The sequence below is a fragment of the Arthrobacter sp. Soil_C_60 genome, assembly GCF_057656375.1.
This window is the reverse complement of the sequence record NZ_JBDGKM010000002.1, coordinates 133,306-155,644: the sequence shown is the minus strand read 5'-3', so window position 1 is coordinate 155,644 and position 22,339 is coordinate 133,306. Positions and strand designations below refer to the sequence as shown.

The 22,339-nt window shown below is 65.1% G+C and carries 23 protein-coding genes; 12 read left to right on the top strand and 11 right to left on the bottom strand.

Annotation, left to right across the window (positions count from 1 at the left end; translation table 11 throughout):
• The first annotated feature begins 33 nt into the window (after window positions 1–33).
• Window positions 34–831, top strand: coding sequence for an alpha/beta fold hydrolase (locus tag AC3A4M_RS04480; protein ID WP_498734212.1), 798 nt, complete (start codon window positions 34–36; stop codon window positions 829–831).
• Window positions 832–860: 29 nt separating this feature from the next.
• Here AC3A4M_RS04480 and AC3A4M_RS04475 read toward each other — a convergent pair whose 3' ends face one another.
• The 4 genes from AC3A4M_RS04475 to AC3A4M_RS04460 all read right to left on the bottom strand — a co-directional run bounded on the left by AC3A4M_RS04475 (window position 861) and on the right by AC3A4M_RS04460 (window position 4,053).
• Complete coding sequence (locus tag AC3A4M_RS04475) at window positions 861–1,727, bottom strand: potassium channel family protein (RefSeq protein WP_498734211.1); 867 nt, start codon at window positions 1,725–1,727, stop codon at window positions 861–863.
• A 70-nt stretch (window positions 1,728–1,797) separates the two neighbouring features.
• Window positions 1,798–2,862, bottom strand: a complete 1,065-nt coding sequence (locus AC3A4M_RS04470; RefSeq protein WP_498734210.1) for an ROK family glucokinase — start codon at window positions 2,860–2,862, stop codon at window positions 1,798–1,800.
• A 63-nt stretch (window positions 2,863–2,925) separates the two neighbouring features.
• Window positions 2,926–3,573 (bottom strand): DUF998 domain-containing protein, encoded by a 648-nt coding sequence (locus AC3A4M_RS04465; RefSeq protein WP_498734209.1) that lies wholly within the window; start codon window positions 3,571–3,573, stop codon window positions 2,926–2,928.
• 15 nt (window positions 3,574–3,588) lie between these two features.
• The gene (locus AC3A4M_RS04460) at window positions 3,589–4,053 is read right to left on the bottom strand and encodes a GNAT family N-acetyltransferase (protein ID WP_498734208.1); all 465 of its coding nucleotides are present in this window, start codon (window positions 4,051–4,053) and stop codon (window positions 3,589–3,591) included.
• Window positions 4,054–4,172: 119 nt separating this feature from the next.
• On the opposite strand from AC3A4M_RS04460, the gene ppk2 reads away from it, so the two are divergent.
• Both ppk2 and AC3A4M_RS04450 read left to right on the top strand, forming a co-directional pair.
• Window positions 4,173–5,108: a polyphosphate kinase 2 gene (gene ppk2, locus AC3A4M_RS04455; protein ID WP_498734207.1), complete on the top strand. Its 936-nt coding sequence runs from the start codon at window positions 4,173–4,175 to the stop codon at window positions 5,106–5,108.
• Between the two features lie 48 nt (window positions 5,109–5,156).
• The gene (locus AC3A4M_RS04450) at window positions 5,157–6,476 is read left to right on the top strand and encodes an alanine racemase (protein WP_498734206.1); all 1,320 of its coding nucleotides are present in this window, start codon (window positions 5,157–5,159) and stop codon (window positions 6,474–6,476) included.
• A gap of 35 nt (window positions 6,477–6,511) precedes the next feature.
• On the opposite strand, the gene AC3A4M_RS04445 is transcribed toward AC3A4M_RS04450, so the two are convergent.
• Entirely contained in the window at window positions 6,512–8,188 is a 1,677-nt protein-coding gene (locus AC3A4M_RS04445) for a RecQ family ATP-dependent DNA helicase (RefSeq protein WP_498734205.1), read from the bottom strand.
• Between the two features lie 456 nt (window positions 8,189–8,644).
• Here AC3A4M_RS04445 and AC3A4M_RS04440 point away from each other — a divergent pair, with 456 nt between their 5' ends.
• A complete protein-coding gene (locus AC3A4M_RS04440) occupies window positions 8,645–10,339 on the top strand; it encodes an amidohydrolase (protein WP_498734204.1) in 1,695 nt (564 codons plus the stop codon).
• Window positions 10,340–10,451: 112 nt separating this feature from the next.
• On the top strand, window positions 10,452–11,636 hold the full coding sequence (locus tag AC3A4M_RS04435) for an MFS transporter (protein ID WP_498734203.1): 1,185 nt from the start codon (window positions 10,452–10,454) through the stop codon (window positions 11,634–11,636).
• A 19-nt stretch (window positions 11,637–11,655) separates the two neighbouring features.
• Here the strand turns inward: AC3A4M_RS04435 and AC3A4M_RS04430 are convergent, their stop codons facing one another.
• The 3 genes from AC3A4M_RS04430 to AC3A4M_RS04420 all read right to left on the bottom strand — a co-directional run bounded on the left by AC3A4M_RS04430 (window position 11,656) and on the right by AC3A4M_RS04420 (window position 14,204).
• Window positions 11,656–12,096, bottom strand: coding sequence for an Hsp20/alpha crystallin family protein (locus AC3A4M_RS04430; RefSeq protein ID WP_498734202.1), 441 nt, complete (start codon window positions 12,094–12,096; stop codon window positions 11,656–11,658).
• Window positions 12,097–12,188: 92 nt separating this feature from the next.
• Window positions 12,189–12,341 (bottom strand): hypothetical protein, encoded by a 153-nt coding sequence (locus tag AC3A4M_RS04425; RefSeq protein WP_498734201.1) that lies wholly within the window; start codon window positions 12,339–12,341, stop codon window positions 12,189–12,191.
• 36 nt (window positions 12,342–12,377) lie between these two features.
• Window positions 12,378–14,204, bottom strand: a complete 1,827-nt coding sequence (locus AC3A4M_RS04420; protein ID WP_498734200.1) for an ABC transporter ATP-binding protein — start codon at window positions 14,202–14,204, stop codon at window positions 12,378–12,380.
• A gap of 125 nt (window positions 14,205–14,329) precedes the next feature.
• Here AC3A4M_RS04420 and AC3A4M_RS04415 point away from each other — a divergent pair, with 125 nt between their 5' ends.
• Both AC3A4M_RS04415 and AC3A4M_RS04410 read left to right on the top strand, forming a co-directional pair.
• Window positions 14,330–14,791, top strand: a complete 462-nt coding sequence (locus AC3A4M_RS04415) for a MarR family winged helix-turn-helix transcriptional regulator (protein ID WP_498734199.1) — start codon at window positions 14,330–14,332, stop codon at window positions 14,789–14,791.
• 73 nt (window positions 14,792–14,864) lie between these two features.
• On the top strand, window positions 14,865–15,419 hold the full coding sequence (locus AC3A4M_RS04410; protein WP_498734198.1) for a hypothetical protein: 555 nt from the start codon (window positions 14,865–14,867) through the stop codon (window positions 15,417–15,419).
• Window positions 15,420–15,444: 25 nt separating this feature from the next.
• Here AC3A4M_RS04410 and AC3A4M_RS04405 read toward each other — a convergent pair whose 3' ends face one another.
• A complete protein-coding gene (locus tag AC3A4M_RS04405; RefSeq protein WP_498734197.1) occupies window positions 15,445–15,792 on the bottom strand; it encodes a hypothetical protein in 348 nt (115 codons plus the stop codon).
• A gap of 220 nt (window positions 15,793–16,012) precedes the next feature.
• Between AC3A4M_RS04405 and AC3A4M_RS04400 the strand changes: the two genes are divergently transcribed.
• A complete protein-coding gene (locus AC3A4M_RS04400; RefSeq protein WP_498734781.1) occupies window positions 16,013–16,708 on the top strand; it encodes a response regulator in 696 nt (231 codons plus the stop codon).
• A 48-nt stretch (window positions 16,709–16,756) separates the two neighbouring features.
• Here AC3A4M_RS04400 and AC3A4M_RS04395 read toward each other — a convergent pair whose 3' ends face one another.
• Window positions 16,757–18,331 (bottom strand): GAF domain-containing sensor histidine kinase, encoded by a 1,575-nt coding sequence (locus AC3A4M_RS04395; protein ID WP_498734196.1) that lies wholly within the window; start codon window positions 18,329–18,331, stop codon window positions 16,757–16,759.
• A 380-nt stretch (window positions 18,332–18,711) separates the two neighbouring features.
• Here AC3A4M_RS04395 and AC3A4M_RS04390 point away from each other — a divergent pair, with 380 nt between their 5' ends.
• Window positions 18,712–18,969, top strand: coding sequence for a hypothetical protein (locus AC3A4M_RS04390; RefSeq protein ID WP_498734195.1), 258 nt, complete (start codon window positions 18,712–18,714; stop codon window positions 18,967–18,969).
• Between the two features lie 242 nt (window positions 18,970–19,211).
• Complete coding sequence (locus AC3A4M_RS04385; RefSeq protein ID WP_498734194.1) at window positions 19,212–19,562, top strand: hypothetical protein; 351 nt, start codon at window positions 19,212–19,214, stop codon at window positions 19,560–19,562.
• A 31-nt stretch (window positions 19,563–19,593) separates the two neighbouring features.
• Here the strand turns inward: AC3A4M_RS04385 and AC3A4M_RS04380 are convergent, their stop codons facing one another.
• A complete protein-coding gene (locus AC3A4M_RS04380; RefSeq protein WP_498734193.1) occupies window positions 19,594–20,097 on the bottom strand; it encodes a hypothetical protein in 504 nt (167 codons plus the stop codon).
• A gap of 233 nt (window positions 20,098–20,330) precedes the next feature.
• Between AC3A4M_RS04380 and AC3A4M_RS04375 the strand changes: the two genes are divergently transcribed.
• Both AC3A4M_RS04375 and AC3A4M_RS04370 read left to right on the top strand, forming a co-directional pair.
• A complete protein-coding gene (locus AC3A4M_RS04375; RefSeq protein ID WP_498734192.1) occupies window positions 20,331–20,885 on the top strand; it encodes a hypothetical protein in 555 nt (184 codons plus the stop codon).
• A 36-nt stretch (window positions 20,886–20,921) separates the two neighbouring features.
• Window positions 20,922–22,253: a DUF2254 domain-containing protein gene (locus AC3A4M_RS04370; RefSeq protein ID WP_498734191.1), complete on the top strand. Its 1,332-nt coding sequence runs from the start codon at window positions 20,922–20,924 to the stop codon at window positions 22,251–22,253.
• Window positions 22,254–22,339 lie beyond the last annotated feature (86 nt).

The following is a 22,339-nucleotide window of genomic DNA, read 5'->3' as shown; positions in this document are numbered from 1 at the left end:
CGGGCGGTTTGGGATGCGCGTAGCGTTGTATCTATGAGCGAGATCCGTGTGAACGGGGTGTCCCTCTACTACGAGGAACATGGCGACGGCGTTCCGATCCTGTGCATCCACGGCACCGGCAGCTCGGCGAAAGTCTGGGGCGAGGCGGTGGACGAGCTTGCCAAGCGCGGACGAACGATCATCTACGACCGGCGCGGCTGCACCCGCAGTGAGCGGCCGGAACCGTACGCGATGACCTCGGTGGGTGAACATACCGAGGACGCCGCGGCGCTGCTGCAGGCACTCAAGGCGACCCCCGCCGTCGTTATTGGACGCAGTTACGGCGGCGAGATCGCCGTTGACCTGGTGCAACGCTACCCGGGGCTGGTCCGGGCCCTTGTCCTGCTGGAGCCGGCTATCGTGACCATGACGGCGGAAGCCCATGCGTGGGAGGGTGCCCTGGAGGCAAACGTCGCCGCGGCTGCCGCAACCGGTGGACCGGAGGCTGGGGCGGACTGTTTCTACCGCGAGATCCTCGGCGACGAGGGCTGGACGCACTTGCCCGATGCTTGGCGGCGCATGGTGCTCAATAACGCTCCTGCCGTTATGGCCGAACTGAAGGGCGGGTCCTCCAGGCCGGACCACGAGCAGTTGGCCCACGTGCGAAAGCCAGTGTTGATTGTTTCTGGTGCCACGTCGCCGCCGGTCTTCCGCGCCGTCGACAATGTTCTGGCCGACCTGATCCCCGGGGCACGCCACGAGGTCGTGGAGGGCGGGCATCTCATCAATCCGGCTTCCGCCGAAGTGCTGGCGTTTCTCGACGGGCAACTGGCAGACGGCGGAGGGCGTTAGGGCAGTTTCGGCCCGAGGCGGGCGGTGGCTCAGTCCCGGTGGCCGTGGTCTGCCTCGAATGCGCGGAAAACCTCGCGGGTGCTTGTGCCTTCGAGCGTGAACTCGTCCCGCAGGTAACGGGCCAGTTCCGTTAGCGAGGTCTCCAGCACCTCGGCGGTGAGGTTGACGTCCTTGCTGGGCGACTGTTGTCCGGCCGCGGAAAGATCCAATGCATAAGAGAGGGAAACGGCAAGGGATACATCAGGGGATGTATCCCGAAAGTAGTAGGTCTCCGTGGTTTGGCTCAGGTCAATGCGTGCCTGGGCAATGCTGTCCGCTACGGATTCCAGTGCGCTGCAGGCCACGGCGGGTTCGAGGTGCCGCAGTTTGTCCACGTACCCGTTTTTGCTCATTGACGACAGTTTCAGCGCCAGCGTCCTGCGGCGCGAAAGGGCAGGGTAAATCTGCATGAACCAGGAAACCGCGGCGGTGAGCAGGCCGAATCCGGTAACGGCCTGGAAGGTAGAGGCCCAGCGGATCCAGTTATCGATGGGAACGACGTCGCCGTAGCCAAGCGTGGACAGCGTCATGACCGAGACGTACAGTGCCTCCGCGGCATTCGAATACCTGGTCTCATCCAGTCCCGATGAATAGGAGAACCCGTCGGGAAAGTGCGGGTAGTAGATCAGCGCCCAGCCCACTGCTTGGAGCGCGGTCCAGGTGAGGATCACGGAGACGATGGCCAGCGGGCCGGCGTACTTCCGGATCGCTTGGTTGCCCCTGAAGAGTTTCCACATTCCGTTGACCACGAAGTGGCTCAGATGGCTCCGCCCCGTTGGCCGGAGCACGGAATGAAAAATGTCGTTCAGCCCGGCAACAATCAGAACGACGCCCAGCAGGGTGAAGAGCCACATCATCCTTATTGTCTAGCACGCCGGCCCTGCGGGTGGGGCAGGCGGGTGAAGCGTGCGTCCTGCCCAGAGCGGCTTACCGCCAGGAGAAGCGGGCAATGTCGGCGGCGCCGATAAGCCCTGCCTTCGGACCCAGTGCCGCCAGCTCAATCGGTGCTGCTGGACGGAAACCGCGGCCGGTGAGGTTGCGTCCGAATGCACGGCGGGTCGGTTCCAGCAGCAGCTCGCCTGCTTCGGAGAGTCCGCCACCGATCACGAACATCCCTGGGTCCAGGGCCGCCGCAAGGTTGGCCAGGCCCAGGCCGAGCCACTCGCCGATGTCTTCGATCAACTGGATGCTGGCCGGATCGCCCTCACGGGCCAGGGAAGTAACGACGGCGCCCGTAATCTCCTCCGCGCGGCCATCCACTGCGCGGAGCCACTCATGGGCAACCGGGGAGTTGGCGCGAGCAAGTTCCCGCGCCTCGCGGCCGAGGGCGTTGCCTGAGGCGTATTGTTCCCAGCAGCCGCGGTTCCCGCATTCACAGCGGTGGCCGTGCGGAACGATGACCTGGTGGCCGAACTCGCCGGCCACGCCCCAGTTGCCCCGTTCGAGCCGCCCGTCGATGACGATGGAACCTCCGATACCGGTTCCCAGCGTGATGCAGACCAGCCGGCTCTGGCCGCTGCCCGCGCCGAAACGGCATTCCGCCCAGGCTGCGGCATCGGCGTCGTTGGCCAGCGAAACCCTGCGGTGCAGCAGCTTTTCTAGGTTGGTGCGGACCGGCTCGTTGCGCCAGGCCAGATGCGGGCTGAACAGCACGGTGCTGCCGCTGCGGTCCATCCAGCCGGCGGCGCCGATGCCGACCGACAGGATGCGGTGGTTAGCCGACAAGGAGCGGACAAGGGAGACGATGACGTGCTCGACTTCGCGGGGATCGTGCCCCGGGGTGGCGCGGATTTCTTCGGCGAGGATGCGGCCGTCCGCGTCGACGACGCCGGCGGCGACTTTGGTGCCCCCGATATCGATCCCGATGGAAAGGCCCCGGCGGGTCAGTCTGCTGGGCAGCCGGAGCTGGGGGCGTGCACGCGGAACCCGGTCGCGACGCAGGGCAGCGGAATGGACCCTGAGGGTGCTCGGGCGGTCCGGATCAGCTCTCATTCGTCCCATATTAGGGGTACGCGGCTGGGCGACGCGGGAGCCGGGTTGGGGTGATCCGACTGATCAGGGGTCGGACCGGCGGATAGCGGCGGCGACGGCGAAAGCCCAGCCGAGGATGCCGACCAAACAGATCCGCTCCGCCAAGCCGAGCAGGTCGGGAGCAAAGCCAATGGTCATGCCAAGAGACGCGAGTCCGGCGCCGGCCAGCAGGGTGAAGGCCAGTGCTGCCGGATAGGCGCTGCGCAGTTGCGGACTGGTCCGGATCCACAGTGTCAGCAGGACGAAGGCCGCCAACGCGGCGAGGAACCCGAGACTCGCGACGTAAAGGTGGATGGTGCCTTCGGCAGTGGAAACCTGCAGACCGGATGCGCCGGCAGCATGGACATCGGCCGAAAAGAACGCCAGAACACCCGAGCACACGCCTCCGACTGCCAGGAGCCAGGAACCGGTACGCCGCAATCCCGTCGCCTGCCCCGTACCGCCGATGGCCGCAATCACGCAGAAAGTCATGACGGCGCGGCCGAGGAAATTGAGGTTCATGACCCAGCCGAACGGGCCAACCGCGAGGTTGCTCTCGGCGTCGCTGATCGGATTGTAGTGCGGCGGCAGCAGGTGAAGGACAATATCCACCGCAGCGTAGATCACGGCGCCGGCCATCGCAGCCGCCGCGTATCGGCGTCGGCCTGCCGTGAGCGGCTGCGTTGTTGTCATAGGCCCAGCATTCCACTAAAGCGGGAGCACCATCTTGTAGCTGGTCATCGCTACGCCATGTGTGACGCGGTGCTGCTCCGCGACCACGGCGAAGCCATGTTGCTCGAACAAGTGCCGCGCCGTAATGCTCGCGTTGGTATACAGCTCGGATGCGCCGGCTCCTACTGCCATGCCGTGGAGATGCGTCAGGAGGGCGCCGGCGACACCGCGCCGACCGAACTTGGGGGCGACAAACATCATCTCGATGTAGCCATCGGCTCCGACGTCGGAGAAGCCTGCGACCTCGCCTCCAATCGTGGCCACGTAGGTATTGCGTGCCTTCCTCGCCAAGTTCCATTGGACGGCATCCCGTTCAGCTGGCCGCGCCCATGCCGCGATCTGCTCCCTTGAGTAGTGCACTGAAGCCGTCTCCGTCACCGCCGCCAGGAATACGCCCAGCGTCGCTGCGGCATCGGTTTCGGCGTAGGGGCGGATCTCCATCCCCTGATTCCATCACGCACTGCGGCCGCCGGTCGTCGTCGCAGGCGGAGCGAGTTCACCAATCGTTCACCCGGCGTTGTTAGAGTGCCGTGAATTCGCGAGCCGGAAGGGGTGGTGGGATGACTCAGGACGGCAAACATTGGTCGATTGAGAATCAAGGCTGGGTCAGGGAGAACCTGCGCGAGGCCATCGACCAGCTGGTGAAGCTGGGCTACTCGGTCAGGGGCGGGCAGGGCGAGGACCCGGAGCTTATTGATCCCGGTGGTTCGGCGGTGGAGACGTGGCGGGATGACTACCCGTACGACGAACGGATGTCCCGGGAAGAATACGAGCTGGAGAAATACCGGCTGCAGGTGGAACTGCTGAAGTTCCAGTACTGGAGCCAGGACCATGACCTCAAGCACGTGATCGTTTTCGAAGGCCGGGACGCCGCGGGCAAGGGCGGGACGATCAAGCGCTTTGCGGAGCATCTGAATCCTCGGGCCGCCCGGACGGTGGCGCTGGGAAAACCCTCTGACCGCGAACAGGGCCAGTGGTATTTCCAGCGCTACATCCACCATCTGCCCACGGCCGGCGAGATCGTGCTGTTCGACCGCTCCTGGTACAACCGGGCCAACGTGGAGCGTGTGATGGAGTTCTGCAGTGCGGTGGAGTACGAGACCTTCATGGACCAGGCTCCGGTCTTCGAACGGATGCTGGTGGACTCCGGAATCCACCTCACAAAGTTCTGGTTCTCGGTGACGCGGCACGAACAACGTACCCGATTCGCGATCCGCCAGATCGACCCGGTGCGCCGCTGGAAGCTCTCGCCGATGGACCTTGCCTCCCTGGACCGCTGGGAGGACTACACCCAGGCGAAGGAAGACACGTTCCTGCGCACCGATTCGGACCACGCGCCGTGGATCACCATCAAGTCCAATGACAAGAAGCGGGCGCGGGTCAACGCGATGCGCTTTTTCCTCAACCAGTTCGACTACGAGGACAAGGACAGCTCCGTGGTTTACGAGCCGGATCCGCTGATTGTGCGTCGCGGCCGCGAGGCAGTAGGCGACTGACCCGCAAAGGTGAGCCCCGCCGTCGTTGGCCCACTACGCTGGAGACAAATGCCAACGACGACGACGAAAGGCGGGGCAACGTTGAACCCACAGCAGCAGGTACAGCAGGCCCGGATGATCAGCGCGGAGGACAAGGGGTTGCCGGTCGACGCGGCCGGCCGGACCGTTGAGGAGTACGCCGCGGCCGGTCCGGATCTGGCGGATTTCTGGACGCCCTTGTTGGTGCTGGACGAGGGAGCCCTGGCGCACAATGTCGCGTTCATGGCCGGCTGGCTGGGCGAGCGGGACCTGGAACTGATGCCGCATGGCAAGACCACCATGGCGCCGCAGCTTTGGCAGCAGCAGCTCGACGCGGGAGCCACGGGCATCACTGTGGCCAATCCGAGCCAGCTGCGGGTGGGGCGGGCCCGTTCCTTCAACGCGCTCCTGCTGGCCAACCAGCTCACGGACCCGAACGCCATCCGCTGGGTCGCCGGCGAGCTTCAGGATCCCGAGTGCTCCATCTGGTCCTGGCTGGATAATCCCGCTGCCATCGGCGTTGCCGAAGAAGCCCTGGCCGGGGTCACGCTGGCCCGGCCGCTGTCCGTGCTGGTGGAGCTCGGGGCGCCGGGAGGACGGACCGGCTGCCGCAGTGTGGACGAGGCGGTTGCGCTCGCCGAAGCGGTGAACGCCTCACCGGTCCTGCGGCTGGCCGGGGTGGCCGGCTACGAGGGAGCGCTCGGGCACGACCGGGACAAGGCGACGCTGGACTTCCTCCACCGCTACGTTTCGGATCTGTTGGAGCTGCACCGGCGGATCGGCTATCTGTACGACGACGGCGACGTGCTGGTGACCTGCGGCGGCAGCAACTATCCCGACGTCGTCAGCGAACTGTTCGCGCAGGCGCGGAAGTCCGACACGGCGCGGTACGTCCTGCGGTCCGGCGCGTACATCACCCATGACCACGGGATATACCACGCACTGTCGCCCTTCGACCCGGACCGCGCGTCCACTAGTGACGAGACCCTGGTGCCGGCGGCCCGCGCCGTGTGCAGGGTGCTGTCCCAGCCGGAGCCCGGCCTGGCCCTGCTCGACGGCGGCAAACGCGACTTCCCCTACGACGAGGGTTTTCCGATCCCGCTGACCGCCGTGTCGCGGGCGACGGGTCAGGCTTCCGACCTGCGCAGGGCCACGGTGAGCGGGATGAATGACCAGCACTCGTTCCTGCGGACGGCCGACGGCGCCGAGCCCGCCGTGGGGGATCTGGTAGTGCTGGGGCTCTCGCACCCGTGCACCATGTTCGACAAATGGCGGCTCATCCCCGCGGTTGAGACCTTCACACCCGGAGCCAGTGCCAAGGTCACCCGCCTGATCGAGACGTTCTTCTAAGCAGGGCGGGCAGCTGCGGAACGGGACCCGCGGGATTAAGCCGCGCCGCCGCCGTCGTACGTCAGCAGTCCTTCATCTTCCTCGATAGCCTTCAAGGCCAGGTCCCGGTACCCCACCGAGTCGAAGAGCACGGTGATGCGGTCCGGCTGGGTGCCCATGACAATGCCGTGGCCCCACTCGCGGTGCGTCACCGGCCGCTGGATCTCGTAGCCCTCCGGCATGGCGGCCTCGTGAGCTTCGGCTTCCGCCTTGGAACTCTCTTCACAGTTGTCGCAGTTGCCGCAGTATCCGTCCGTCTCCTCGCCGAAGTAGTTCAGCAGCCAGTCCCGCCGGCAGGTGTCCGTCTCGGCGTAGCCGCGCGCCATTTCGATGCGCGACTTGTCGATCAGCCGGCGCGATTCGGATTCGGCCAGTGCCTTCTCCACCGCTTCCTCAGTGCTGACGGAGCCGACGGCGCGATAGCCCCTGCGGTTCACCGCGATGCTGCCGCTGTGCTCGAGCAGGTTCAGCACCCGGGTCTGCTTTCGCGGCGTCAGCCCGGTGTGGTCGCGCAGCCCGGCGGCACGGATGGGGGAGTGGTCGCGGACGGTCTCGAACACCGCGGCCAGGTCCTCTTCGGCCGGGGTGCCGCCGACAAAGAACTGCTGCATCCCCAGGTCCTCGGAGCGGTAGTGCAGCACGGCGCGGGCGGGCTCGCCGTCCCGACCGGCCCGGCCGATCTCCTGGTAGTAGCTGTCCAGCGAGTCGGTGATGTCCGCGTGCACCACAAACCGCACGTCCGGCTTGTCGATCCCCATGCCGAATGCGGTGGTGGCCACCACGACATCAACCTCATTGGCGTGGAAACGCTCGTGGATGGCCTTCCGCTCCGAGGCTTTGCGGCCGGCGTGGTAGGCATCCGTCCGCAGTCCGCGCTCAGCGAGCTCCGCCGCGTAGAATTCGGTGTCCTTGCGCGTTGCGGCGTAGAGCAGCCCCGGCCCCTGGAGCTCCGCGAGCTGGTCCAGCACGGCCTCCTGCTTGCCACGTTCCTCGTGGTGGCGCTGCACGTTCAGGTTAAGGTTCGGCCGGTCAAAACTGTGCACAAAGGTATGCGGCTCGCGCATGCCCAGCCGGTCCACAATCTCGTTGCGGGTCTGCGGCGAGGCGGTGGCGGTCAGCGCGATCACCGGCGGATGGCCCAGCCGCTTCACCACCGCAGTCAGGGTGAGGTAGTCCGGCCGGAAATCGTGGCCCCATGACGAGATGCAGTGCGCCTCGTCCACCACAAACAGGCTGATGTCCTGCTTGGCGAGCCGCGCCATGGTCTCCTCGCGCGCCAGCTGCTCCGGCGCCAGGAAAATGAACTTCGCCTCCCCGTTCTCCAGCGCGTCCCACGCCGCCCGCTCGGCCTTGGCCCGCACCTGCGAGTTGATCGCGAAGGCCCGCTCCGCCTGCAGGTCCGCGTTGATGGCCTGCACCTGGTCGCGCTGGAGTGCCAAAAGCGGCGAAACAACGACGGCGGTGCCCGGCATTGCCATGCCCGGCACCTGATACACGGCCGACTTTCCGTGCCCTGTGGGCATGACGGCGAGAACGTCCCTGCCGCCGGCGGCTGCTTCCATGGCTTCGAGCTGACCCTCGCGGAGGGTCTCGATGCCGAAGGAATGCTCGGCGATGTCTCGCAGCTGCTCCGCCGTCGGCTGTTCTGAAGTTTTTTGATCTACGTTTGCCACTTCTCGATCTTCTCCCGTGATCGACCGGGATGGGGGAATAGGGCGATATTGGGCCAAGCGCCCAACATTACGCAGTTTGTAACAAACGATTCACCATTGGGTGCGGTGAATTGGCAGACTGTACAAGGCACAGCTGGCCGCGATTATCTTCCCCCAAGATATTGGCCGCTTCCGGACCGGATGCTTTCCCCCATTCATCCGTCCGGGACGCCCGAAGACCCCCGCTCCGAGACTGGCGGGGGTCTTCGCTTCTTAACCGGGCAGCTCTGCCCAACTACCCAGCGTGCTTACAGCTCGGCCAACCACCGGCGTTCACGTGTGGTTCCCCCAGATTCCTTATGGAGGCTCTTCATAATTCTCCTGCGGTAGAAAACAAGAGTCATGCACCGAGAGACAACTCGATGTCGCCCCGCGGCCCCTAGTGTGAATTGAAACACAGCAGAGGAAAGGTGCAGCATGTCGGGAATCTACGCAGATTTACTTCTCATCAACGGTGTCATCGACACTTTGGACGCTGGGCAACCACGTGTTTCAACGCTTGGAATCAGGGACGGAAAAGTGGCCGCGCTTGGCGACCAAGCCGAAAGAATGCGCGGCGCCGAGACCGAGATCGTTGACCTTCAAGGCGCGTACGTCATGCCGGGACTGCTGGACGTTCATAATCACCACATGATCGCTGGCCAGATGGATCTGTTCGAACTGGATGTTCCGCCGACGCTGAGCCTGGATGAATTCCTGACTGCGATCGGCGAATACGCGGCCGGGCTGGGGCCAGACGAGTGGGTAGTGGGCGGTAGCTGGGGATCCGGCCTCTTAGCCCAGATGAACACCGTGGAGGCGCTGGCCCGGTTCGATGCAGCCACAGGTGGGAGACCGGCACTGCTCAAAGACGATAGCAAGCACAACCGCTGGGCCAACTCCCGTGCATTGCTGCTGGCAGGAATTACGGAAGGCACGGCCGATCCAGATGGCGGCCAGATCCTGCGGGATGATACAGGCGCCGCGACCGGCGTCTTGATTGAAGCCGGCGGCGTGCTGGTCGAAAAGACCCTGGCAGAACTGCAGCCGGTGTCCACCGAGGACCTGGCGAAGGCGGCCGCCCGTGGAATCCAGATCCTCCACTCCTATGGTGTTACCGGTTTCCAAGATGCGGCGGCATCGCTGCAACTCATGCAGGCGTTGAAGGAATTGGACGTTGCCGGGCAGCTACAAGCTTGGGTCGTCACGTCGATGCAGGCCAATGACTTCATCTTCGGCACCCATCCGCTCGGGGAAGGGATCATCTCCCACCGGCAGGAACTGCGGAGCGAACACCACAGGCCTGACTTCATCAAGATCTTTTTGGACGGCGTACCGCCCGCCGGCACCGCGGCCTTCATCGAGCCGTACCTGCCGGCGGCCGGTTTCCCTGACTGCCATTGCGGCGGAACGACTATGGATCCGTCCGAGCTGGAGGGATGGTTGCTGCGGACTGCGGCCCGTGGCATATCCGCCAAAGTCCATTGCACCGGTGATGCCTCCGTACGGATGGTCCTTGACGCCGTCGAAAAGGTGCGCGCGGCTGGTTACACGAGCCCGAAATACCATGTCGCCCATGGCCAGTTTGTGCATCCCGACGACATAATCCGCTTCGCCGAGCTGGACGTTACCGCCGATATCTCGCCCTCGCTCTGGTTCCCCGGAGTAATTTCCGAAGCCATCGCTACGGTGCTCCCAGCAGAACGGGCCTCCAAGATGCAGCCGAACCGTTCGCTCATCGACGCCGGCGCACGCGTGGCGGGCGGCTCGGACTGGCCCGTCAGCGTTTCGCCGAATGCCTGGGAAGGCATTTATGGATTGGTCACGCGTCAGGATCCAACCGGCGAGTTCCCCGGGACCCTCTGGCCGGAGCAGGCCATTACTTTGGAGGAAGCAATCCGCGTGTACACCACCGCTTGTGCCGAAGCGATGGGTGTGGACGACGTAACCGGTTCCCTGAGCGTGGGCAAATCTGCCGATTTCGTTTTTCTCAGTGACAACCCCCATGCCATCGATATCGACAAGGTGCGGTACATCTCTGCCCGGCAGACGTGGTTTGCCGGGCGGAAGGTCTTCGACGCCGACTCGTTGACGGAACCTGCAGATGGGGACTTCGCTGCAGCCAGTTCCTGATCGGACAGGCGCCGCGCGCCTTTTCCGCAGATAAGACACTCCAACTGAACCGACGAGGAGCCCGGCCAGCCTAGGCGGCCGGGTGATCCGTCCTGCCCGAAAGAAGTTCCCAATGTCCACAGTTTTGAAACCACCGGGAGCGGCATCCGCTACGGATCGCGGCACCTATGTTTACATCGCGGTCTACAGCGCCGTGCTCTATACCGTCCTTTTGATCGCACCAGTGATCGCCGGAAAGCTGATCGAACAGTTTGCGCTGACTCCGGTGCAGGTAGGCACCCTGTTCTCCTTGGAACTGGGGGCATTCAGCCTGGCTACCGTACCCGCGTATTTGTGGCTGAAACGAATCAACCTACGAACGGCAACCTACCTGTTCACCGCCGTCGTCATTATCGGAAACGTCGTCTCAGGCTTCCTGGACGACTTCGGCATGCTGATGGCGGCCCGCGTTGTTACGTCTCTGGCTGCGGGCTCCATTACCGTGATCATCCTGACGCTCAGCGGCAAGACAGCGAATCCCAGCCGCGCGTTCGGCGTTTTCGTGGTATTCCAGCTGGCCATGGGCGCGCTGATCCTGGCCGTTTTCCCCGCCCTCTATGCGAACGCCGGAGTGGCAGCGATCTACTGGACTTTGGCCGGTTTTGCCGTCCTGTGCTTGCTGGTCGTCAACAGGATCGACGGCGAAGTCTTGCGGAATGCGGAACCAGTCGCAATTACCGCCGGAGCAAAGGTTCCGTTGCATAAATTCATTATCGGCATGGCTGCGGTGCTGCTGTTCTACATCGCGCTCAGCGGGGTATGGTCCTTCATGGCGCAGATTTCGGCCGGCGCCGGAATCGATCTCTCCGCCAGCAGCATTGTGCTTTCCATCGCGACGGTGGCGGGTATCGTCTCGGCTCTGGTCGCGACCATCCTGGGCGATACGCCGCGGCGGAGGATGTATCTGATCGCCGGCTATGTAGCGATGACCGCCAGCGTTGTCCTGCTTTTCGGAGCTCCCGGCCTGGTCCGCTTTGCTATCGCTGCCATCATCTTCAAATTCGCTTGGACGTTCATCCTCCCGTACCTGCTCTCCTCGCTCTCCGATCTCTCCGCCAGTGGGCAGATCATGAACACCACCAACTTGATGATCGGCAGCGGTTTTGCCATCGGGCCGATTGTCAGCGGGGCGCTGATCGAGGCCAGCGGCGGCTTCGGTGGCATGCTCATGCTGGCGCTGATGGGCGTTTTGGGCTCACTCACCTGCGTGATGGCGGTCCAGCGGAGCAAGCAACCTCGTATGACCCGTTCCAAGTAAATGCGGTAGCAGTGTCTGTTCACCCGCGGTTGATCTGCACCCTGCGCGGCGGAGCTCCAGCCGGCTTGGGCGGCATCGGCGTCCGGACTTCCAGTACGCCGTCGCGGTAGGTGGCGTTGATGTCATCCGGGTTCACGCCATCCGGCAGCGTGACATCGCGGGTGAACGAGCCGTACCTGAACTCCGAGCGGTAAGTGTCCTTGTCCCGGTGCTCGGTCTGTTCCCTGCGCTCGGCCCTGATGTGCAGGACGCCGTCCGACACGGAAACGTCCACGTCCTGGTCCGGGTCGATGCCCGGCAGTTCGGCGCGCACCACCATGGTCTGCCCGTCCACGAACTCCTCGACCCGGATGCCGGAAGAGGATTCCATTTCCGTATCGAACAGGCGGCGGAGCGGTTCCAGCAGTTCGCCGGGGGACCTACGGGGGTCGAACGGAAGCCTCTTGTGCTGCTCAGCCATGGCCGTGTCCTTTCAACGGGATTTCTTCTAGATTCCCACCGGAGCCATGCGGTGACAAGGACAAGCCCTCGACCGTGATGCGGGCCCCGCCGTTAGTCCTGTTCGCGGGTGAGCAGCAGGACGGCGCCGGAGATCACCAGCACGGCCAGGCCAACGTAGAGCAGGAACTTCACGGCCTGGACGGCGATGCCCAGCACCAGCAGGACGATGGCCGCAATCAGGAGGACGGTCAGCAATTGCTTCATGGTCCCAGTATGCCGCAGCCCCTCGCCCCTGCCCGTTCAGGCAGCCAGCGCGGCGTAGCGGCCGTTTTCTTCCACCAGCGTATGGTGCGTCCCGGTCTCAACGATCCGTCCGCCGTCGAGCACTGCAATCTGGTCAGCGTTGCGGACAGTGGAGAGCCGGTGCGCAATGGTGATGGTGGTCCGGCCCTGCGCCAGCCGGTCGAAGGCTTCCTGCACGGCGCGTTCGGTCCGGGTGTCCAGCGCGCTGGTGGCCTCGTCGAGGATGAGCACCTGCGGGTTGCGCAGCAGCGTCCGGGCGATCGCGATGCGCTGCTTTTCGCCGCCGGAGAAGCGATGGCCGCGGGAACCCACCATGGTGTCGTAGCCGTCCGGCAGCGCCATGATGTGCTCGTGGATCTGCGCGTCGCGGGCGGCCTGTTCGATCTGTGCATCGGTGGCGTCCGGCTTGGCATAGCGCAGGTTTTCGCGCACGGTGGTGTGCAGCAGGTAGGTGTCCTGGCTGACCATGCCGACCACGGAGGCCAGGTCCGCCAGCGCCATGGTGCGGATATCCACGCCGTCGATGGTGATGCGGCCGGCACCGGGATCGTGCAGGCGGGCAGCCATGGAAGCGAGCGTGCTCTTGCCCGAACCGGTCTGCCCCACCAGCGCCAGGGTGGTGCCGGCCGGGACGTCCAGGCTGACGCCGTCGATCGCGGGAAGTTCACTGCCCGGGTAGCTGAAGCTGACTTCCTCGAAGCGGACGTGGCCCTTGAGCTCGGCAGGAACAACGACGGCGGGGGAGGCCGGACCCTTGATCTCCACCGGCAAATCGAGGTACTCGAAGATGCGCGCGAACAGGGCCAGCGAGCTGGTCAGCGTGATGCCGACGTTCAGCAGTCCCATCAGGGGCCGGAACAGTCCGCTCTGCAGTGCGGTGAACGCCACCACGGTACCGATGGTCATGTTCCCGGCGGTGGCGGGCAGGCCTGCGGCGAGGTAGATGACGGCGGGCACGGCCGCGAAAATGATGCTCATGGTGGCCATCCGCCAGCGGCCTGCGAGTTCGGAGCGCAGTTCCAGGTCCGTGAGCCGCCCGGAGGACTCGGTGAAGCGGGCAGCCAGCGCCGGTCCGGTGCCCAGGGTCTTGCTGAGCTGGATGCCGCTGACGGAAAGAGACTCTTCGATGGTGACGTTCATGTTCGCCAGCTCGCGCTGCTTGCGGGCGGTGATTTCGCGCCGCATGGTGGCGACCTTGCGGGTGAGGATCACGGCCGGTGGCATCACCAGCAGCGAGATCAGGCTCAGCTGCCAGGACAAGGCCACCATGGCGACGGCGGTGGCCACCACCGTGGTCAGGTTCGCCGCGATGCTCGTGGCAGTGGAGGTGACAACCGTCTGCATGCCGCCGATGTCGTTGGTGATGCGGGACTGCACTTCGCCGCCGCGGGTGCGGGTGAAGAAGCCGATCGACTGGCGCTGCAGGTGCGCGAACACGTCAGAGCGCAGACGATGCATGACCTGCTGCCCGATCCGGGTGCTGATCCAGGTCTGGACCACGCCGAAGGCGGCCGTGATGACGGCGACGGCCAGCATGCCGGCGGTCAGGAAAACCAGCAGCCGGACGTCCTGCTCGGGCAGCGCGGTGTCGATGACGGCGCGCAGCAGGAAGGGCGAGGCCATCGAGACCACGGAGGACGCGATGATGATGGCGGTGACCAGCGTGAGCTGCCAGCGGTAGGGGCGGAACAGCGCCGCGATGCGCCGCAGCGAAACGTGCTGCGCCTGGTCGCGTTCGGTAGCAGTGGGCGCGCGGCCCGGTCCGCCGCCTCGGCCGCCGCCGGGGCCGAAGCTGATGGTATTGATGGATTCCGTGGGAACCACCCCGTTTCTCTCGAGGGGTGCCAGGCCGTTCTGATGGACGGCCGGTTGATGACTGAGGAACCAGCAGAATTGCTGAGGTAACCTCACTATGAGGGTACAACCGCTTCCGCTGATAGTCTATTCCCGTGGCTGATGAAAACCTGCTGGATTCTTTTTGGGCCGTAGCCCGGCGGCTGCGGCACCTCTCCCGGGACGCGCTGGCGCCGTGGGATGTTGCCCCATCACAGTCACGGGCGCTGGGCATGCTCAGGCGCCACGGCCAGCTGCGGCTGGGGGAACTCTCCGAACGGCTTCACATTGTTCCGCGCTCCGCCACCGAAGTCGTGGACGGACTGCAGGAGCGCGGCTGGTGTGTGCGCCAGCCGGACCCCGCCGACCGCCGTGCCACCGTTGTCACCCTGACCGATGCCGGCCGCGAGCTGTCCGAGGCCATTCGTGCGGCGCAGTTGGAGCAGGCCGAGAAGTTCTTCGCGGTCCTGGCCCACGAGGAGCGCGCCGAGCTCGCGGCCACCCTTGGCCGGCTCCTGCGGACCGAAGAAGACGCCGCCCTGGCCGCCGACCGGGCGTCCGAGAACCGCGGCCAGTAGGTCTCGCCAACGCGGGCTATCCGTGCTGTGATGGAATGACTCCAGATCGTCCCAGTCTCGCAGCGGAGCGGATATGTCCAGCCAGGAACTCATCCCCGTAAAGCTTCCGGCACTCAGCCGGGGCGCCAAGAAAACCCTTCTGGTCATCGGCGTGTACGGCGTGGGCCTGTGCTGGTTCGGGGCCATCGCACTGCTGTTCACTGTGCCCGGACTTGTCTATGCGATACCGCACCTATTGTTCTTCCCCGTGCTGTTCAGTTCAGGGCTATACGCAGCCTGGCGGCTCTGGCTGAGAGAGCCGGTTGACGTTTCTGCAGACGGGCGGCACCGGAAGCCTCCGCAGGGCCAACACCGGAAGATTGCGGGGCGGCAGCAGCACCGGCAGTCCGGTACGACGACGAAACTCGGCCGGTACCCGGCCAGCCACCCCCGCTTCTTCAACGGCCTTGCGGTGGTCGCAGCCTACGCTGCAGTGCTCTGCTGGATCGGCATGATGGGTCTGCTGGCCGCCGGCAACGGACTGGCAGGAGTCGGCCCGCTTGTCCTCATCCCCATCCTGGCGACGCTGTCTGCCGTGGCCATCGCGCGCTTCGTGAGAAGGTCCAGGCCCCGGCGGACCCTGCCCTAGCAACTAGGGGGTGCCGCCAGGAGCGTCAGAGCCAGAAGAGGAACGTCGCGGCGACCAGCCCCACCACCACGGTCGCGCCGCCGGCGATCCAGAGCGGTTTGCGGCGCGAGGCCGGCTCCGCCGTCGTTGTTTCAGGTTTTGGCGCCGGTACATAGCGCGTTGCCGAGGAGGGCTGGCCTTGCGCGGGAGGGACGATCTGGATCATTCCGGTTCGCAGTTCCTTGCGGGCGGGCAGGGCAGGCTGGGCCGGTACGGATAGTTTGGTGGGCAAGGGGACTACGGGGATCATGCCAGTTGGGGGTACCGGATCGGCAGCACCGCTGCGGATGTCGCGCCGGCGGGGGTAAGGGGCGTTTTCAGCCGGGGGATTCATCAACTCGACTTTCAGCCGGGCAAGCCGGACGTCGGATGGGAGTGTTTTCTCCATCCTATGGGCCGCGCCCGCCTCAAATGCCCTAGCCAGATAGCGTTTCGATCACATTTGGCCGAAGGAGCTTCGCCACTTGGAGAATCCGGTGGATCCGGTAAGAATGAACTAGGGGACCGGACCGTATGACGGAGCACATGGGGGTGCCATCGTGATTGGGGAACAGGTGGACGAGGCAGCGCGCGGTCAGCCGGATTCGGCGGATCGCACCATCAGGGTTTTTATTCTCGATGACCACGAGCTGGTCAGGCGCGGGCTCCAGGACCTGCTGGAGGGCGAGGGCTTCGAGGTCATCGGCCAGGCAGGCTCGGCGCGGGAGGCAACTGGCCTGATTCCCGTCCTGCGTCCGGACGTGTCCATTCTCGATGCGCGGCTGCCGGACGGCACCGGGATCGAGGTCTGCCGGGACGTGCTCTCGGTGGATCCGTCGCTGCGGTGCGTGATTCTGACAAGTTACGACGACGAACGTTCCCTGCGCAGCGCGGTCATCGCCGGAGCGCTGGGCTACGTGCTCAAGCAGATCGTCGGGACTGATCTCGTGGCGGAGCTGCGCAAGGCCGCCAACGGGGAGTCGCTTTTCGAGCCGGATCTGAAGGCCCGGATCCTGCAGGGCCTGGCCCGGCCCGAGGCGGCGGACCCGCGGCTGGAAGCGCTGAGCCCGCAGGAGCTGCGCATCCTGGCGCTGATCGGCGAGGGCCTGACCAACCGGCAGATCGGCGACCAGCTGTTCCTGGCCGAGAAGACGGTCAAGAACTACGTGTCCTCCATCCTGGCCAAGCTCGGGTTCGAACGCCGGACACAGGCGGCGGTGTTTGTGGCCAAGGCCGCCGGCGAAGCGCAGCCGGACGGGGCCGGGCAGTAGCTGGCGGGGTAGCGGTCGCCGGACGACCGCTGGCGTCCACGTGAGCGGTTATGCCAGAGGTGCCGTCCAGACCACGCTTGTGCCCTTGCCCGGAGCGCTCTTGATGTCCAGCGTGCCGTGAAGTTCCTCCGCACGCTGCTCGAGGTTGGCCAGGCCGCTGCGGCGCAGGGGATTGGCGAAGCCGCGGCCGTTGTCCTCGATGGTCAGCCGGATGCGGTTGTCGACAGCTGCCACGGAGACCTCGATATGGTCGGCATCCGAATGCCGCACCGCGTTGCTGAGCCCTTCCCGGATGACGGCCAGCAGGTGTTCGGCCACCTTGTCCGGCACGTCCGAATCGATGGGACCGGAAATTTCGAGCCGGGGGGTGAAGGCTGATGCGCGGGTACCATCCTGTACCGCCCGGACAATCCTGCTGCTGAGGACTTCCTCCTGGGCATCGGCACGCAGGGAGTAGATGGTGTCGCGCAGCTCGCGGATGGCTTCGTCGAGTTCCCGGGTGACGTCGGAGATCCGCTCCTGGGCGCTGTCCTCCATGGCGTAGCGGCGCAAGCTTTGCAAGCTCAGACCGGCGGCAAACAAACGCTGGATAACGACGTCGTGCAAATCCCGGGCAATCCGGTCCCGGTCGGCAAAGAGCACCAGCTGTTCACGCAGCCGCTGGCCCTGCGCCAGCTCCATGGTGAGCGAGGCATGCGTGCAGAAGATCTCTGCCATATCCAGATCAACGGGGTGGAAACCGTCGGCCCCGGCCGCCCGGCAGAGCACCAGCAGGCTGGGTTCGCCGCCGCGCGGGGACAGCCGGGCCACCAGCGCGGCCCCCAGCCCCTCCGCTTTTTCGGGATCCACCAGATCTGCCGCTTCGCAGAGCACGGGCTTTCCGGTCTCCAGCACGGAGCGTAGAACGGTGAGCGAGACCGGGACACTCTGGCGGACAACTTCGCCCGCACGCTCGCCCGCGGCAGCTTCGCACCGGGCGATCATCCCGTCCTGGGCCGGGGTAGCGAACACCGCCAGGGCAGCCCCGGACGGTGCCAGCGCGTGGTCGACGATCAGATCTCGCGGGTCCTGCGACTTTGAAGGCAACCGCATGCTCAATTCCATCGAGGCCTGCAGCCACTGCTCACGGCGGCGCAAGGCTTCGAACAAGCGGGCATTTTGTATCGCCACGCCTGCCGCCGCGGCAAGAGTGGAGACAAATTCCTCGTCCCGGGCCGTGAAGCTGCCGCCGCCCTTCTTCTCCGTCAGGTACAGGCTGCCGAAGACTGCGCCCCGGACGCGGATTGGCACCCCGAGGAATGACTGCATCGGCGGATGGTTGGGCGGAAAGCCATGGGCGTCCGCGTGTCCGCTGAGCGGATTGAGCCGCAGCGCCACGGGTTCGCGCAGCAGCAGCCCGAGTACGCCGTGCCCGGTTGGCAGGTCCCCGATGCGGTGGTGTTCTTCCTCGTCGAGACCCACCGTAATGAAGTGGCTCAGCGAGGTGCCGTCTTCACCGGCAACGCCCAGCGCTCCGTACTGGGCATCCACCAATTGACACGCGGATTCCACTACCCGCCGCAGGACAGTTTCCAGGCTCAGATCTTCGGCGACGGACATCACGGCTGCCAGTAGGTGTTTCATCCGGCCCTGCCGTCAGCCGGCGTATCGGGAATTCTCATACGTCCCCCAACCGATGTTCGTACTCTGCAGCCCGGCTGTTGCGCTAAAGCTCTGGACTGTTATCTAAGTTGCCGGGGGCAACACCCGTCAAGCTCTTACGGCGGCGGATCAGGCCGTCGTACTGCCACAGAGAGGTCCGGAACGTGGGAACCACCCGCCGTCGTACGTGCTGAATGGTTCAATCAGGGGCGATTTGCACCTTTATAACAATTGGGGGACGAAAGGCCCTCCTCTTTCCAAGGTCTGTAGGGCAGACTCTTGGTCATGCGGCTTCTGACGGCTGCTGCGCCGGCACAATGACGTCCGGCACAAGTCTTGAGCAAGACCGGAGGAAACCCCCTATGGTTCTACCCGCCTGGCACGATGACGAAACGGCAACAGCGGTCCCCACGATCGGGACCGGGCCGGAACTGCCCTTCTGCGAGACCTGCCGCTCGGATCAGTATTTGATTATCGAGGAGTTTGTCCCGCCCCGGCTGCAGCCCGGGACAGGTCTTACCTCGGCCGAGGCCAGCTACAGCTGCCTCAAATGCGGGCAATTCAGCGGCCATGATGTGCCCTCGGACTGGGAGCCGCCAGGGTGGTTCTGGTACGCCTGACCCGAAGGCGGGACTTTGGGCCCTATTGGCAATGGCCGGGGCACGGGAGCCTGTAGGAGGTGCATATCGGGAGCCAGCAGGGGGGACTGGCCGCACCACGTAAGTGGCAATCCCGATTCCGTACCGGTCCCGAGCAAAGGCGCACGGGTCCCCAGTACGGAAATGCAGCCGTGGACCGCCTAGGCTATCGGCGGTCCACGGCAGCCATCAGCAGTTCCCCGGAGAGTCTCAGAAGGACGGGTATGACAACCACACAGCTAGAACGCAATGCTGCAGGCCAGACCGGATTCGCCGGCGCTGCCAGTCGGAAACTCAAGGTGCTGGTGCGCCTGGACACCACGATGCAGTCCGCGCGGATCCAGGTGGGCGGAACGGTGACGATTCAAAACCTCAAGGCGCTCTATGCCATTGCCCGGCGCACCAACGCGCTGGTGCCCGGCATGGAAATAGTTGTCGATCTGTCCAAGGCCCACGCCGGTGCCGATGCACTGGCGGATCTGCAGACCGCGGTAGAGCGCGGCTGCCTGCCGGAGAAGTCCGACCCGCTGCATTCCGAATGCCGGCTGCAGGTGCTCGAGCCCCTGGCAGCTTAGATATTCCTCAGGGCGTCAGGGCGACGGCGGTCTAAGAGGCCGGATCCGAGGCCGTCTCCGAGGCGTTGGGGGACGGAGCGCCCGGCGGCAGGTACTGGCGGTAGGGTTCCAAGGTGCCGTCGAAGACCGGGACCAGCAGTTCGGCGCTCTCGGAGCCGACCGTGACGGTGACCGGCAAACGCGAGCCCGGCGGTTCGGCGACAGTCGGGAGCTGGTGGGGGTTGGTGTCGAAGCCGTAATCGGTGCCGCCGTCCACCGTTACCGTCACTTCACTGTTGGCATCCGTGATGGTGACCTCGGTGGGCTCGTCGGCGGTGTTGGAGAGCGTGCCCAGCAGGCGGCCCGGCTGGCCTTCGGCCGCGGCGACGATCAGCAGGCTCCGCACCTGCATGGGCCCAATGTCCGCGTTTACCCCGTTGGCCACCGGGTCCGTTTCTTCCACGTCCGTTTCTGCGCAGCTTGAGAGCGTGAAGGCCATGGCGAGAGCCGCCAGCACGGCGATCAGATGCCGCAGGGCGGTGCCTGGTTTTCTCATGATGGGGTCCTAACGCTGATCGTCCAACAGGTACGTATATGCCCAACATAAGCACACTGATCAATCCGGACAACGGAATTGACCGGATCGTAACCGGCCTGGCGCGGACGCAGAACGGGGAGATAACGCCGCGCGTTCCCTGGTCCCGGTTCCGTCACGTCCGTTGACCTCTCTTCCGGCGTGTTTCTACGGTGAAAGCAGCTCAATCAACCGCACACCGAAGGAGCAGGACCATGTCGATTCATCATTCCAAGAGTGAGAAATCCAGGAGCTGGATCGTCCGCCTGGGGCTTCCGGGCGCCCTCGTTTTCGCGTCACTTGGCCTGGCCGGCTGCGGAACGTCGGGACCCGAGAGCGGGGTCGACGTTGAGGACGTCCAAGAGGCTGCCGACGATCCCTTGGGCGCCGAGGCGCCGCGCTCGGCGTCCCCGTCGGTGCCCGGCGGCCCCTATGAGGGACTGTATGACCAGAAGTTCGTTGACGAACTGGACTCGCTCGAAGGCCAGACCGTCACGGTCTCGGCCGACGTGAACAAGGTGGTGGCGCCGGAGGCCTTCACGATCGCCGGCACCGAGGATACGGCTGTTGAGCCATTGCTGGTGATTTACGACGGCGACCTGGCCGACCTCGAGCCAGGCGAACCTGTGCAGGTCAAAGGCGTGGTCCACACGGTGCTGGACCTGCCGTACGTCGAAGACGATCTCGGCGCGGACCTCGACGACCCCCTTTACGCCGCATGGGACCAGGAACCGTACATCATGGCAGTCAATGTGGATATGAGCCCCTGAGACTGACAACAGCCCCGGCTGGGGCAGAATGAGGGCATGAAGAGGCGCAGTGAACGCATCCGGGACGCCCTGCGGACCCAGCTTTGGCCGGTGCCGGCGGTCGCCGTCGTTCTCTCGGTAGTTCTGGGCATTGTCCTTCCCCGCCTCGATTCAGCTGTCGACGACGACCTGCCGCCGACTGTGACGGCCCTGCTGTTCGGCGGCGGGCCTGAGGCCGCGCGTTCGGTGCTGGAAGCTATTTCCGGGTCCCTGATCACGGTTACCTCGCTGACCTTTTCCCTCACGGTGGTCACGCTGCAGCTGGCCAGCAGCCAGTTCTCCCCGCGGCTGCTGCGCACGTTCACGCGCGACCGGTTTGTGCACGTGACGCTTGCTTTGTTCCTGGCCACGTTCGTCTTCGCGCTGACCGTGCTGCGGAGTGTGCGGACCCAGCAGGACGAGGACGGGCCGTTCGTCCCGGAAATCTCCGTCACCGTCTCGTTTGTGCTGTCGCTGGCCAGCGTGATGGGACTTGTCCTGTTCCTCGCGCACCTGACGCGCGAAATCCGGGTGGAAACGATGATGCGCAACGTGCACGAGGAAACCAAAGTCACCATTGACCGGATCTTTCCCGCCGGCGCCCCGCCCCAACCGCAGGAGCCCGAACCGGGTCCGGGCAGCATTCCCATCTTCTCCGCCCGCTCGGGATTCCTGACGAGCATCGACGAAGAAGCGCTGCTGCAGGCGGCGCGGGAGACCGGGACGGTGGTGCGGATCGACCGGGAGCCGGGCAGCTCGCTGATCGAAGGCGTGCCCTTTGCCTGCGCTTGGAAGGACGGTTCCGGCGGCGCACCTGGTGCCGAGGAAGCCGCGGAGCTGGAGAAGCTGGTGAACGAGGCGGTGGCCACCGGCTTCGAGCGCACCAATGTGCAGGATGTGGCGTTCGGCTTCCGTCAGCTGGTGGACGTGGCGGCCCGCGCGCTGTCCCCGGGGATCAACGACCCGACCACGGCGATCCATGTGCTGGGCCACCTGTCCAGCCTGCTGTGCACCCTGGTGGACCGGAATCCGGGACCGCGCATGATGACTGACGACGACGACGGCGGCCGGGTCCGCGTGGTGCTTGCGCTGCCGGATCTCGAGGAGCTGCTGGACCTGGCCGTCAGCCAACCGCGTCTGTACGGCGCCAAGGACCCGATGGTGGCCGCGCGGCTGATCGAGCTGCTGCGGGAAGTGGCCTGGTGCGACAAGGACCGGCGCTACCGTGACGCCCTCGCACTGCAGTTGGACCAGTTGCGCAGCGCTGTCGAAGCGGCCTCGTTGGAGGACGCCGAGCGCAACCGCCTGATGCAGGCGGCGAACGAAACTGCCGCCCTGCTCCCAGACTGAGCGTCCCGTCGTCGTTCTCGGATTGTAATTCACAGTGGTTGCTTACTCGAAGCAAACGGTCAGGGTTGCAACTTACAGTTAAAACC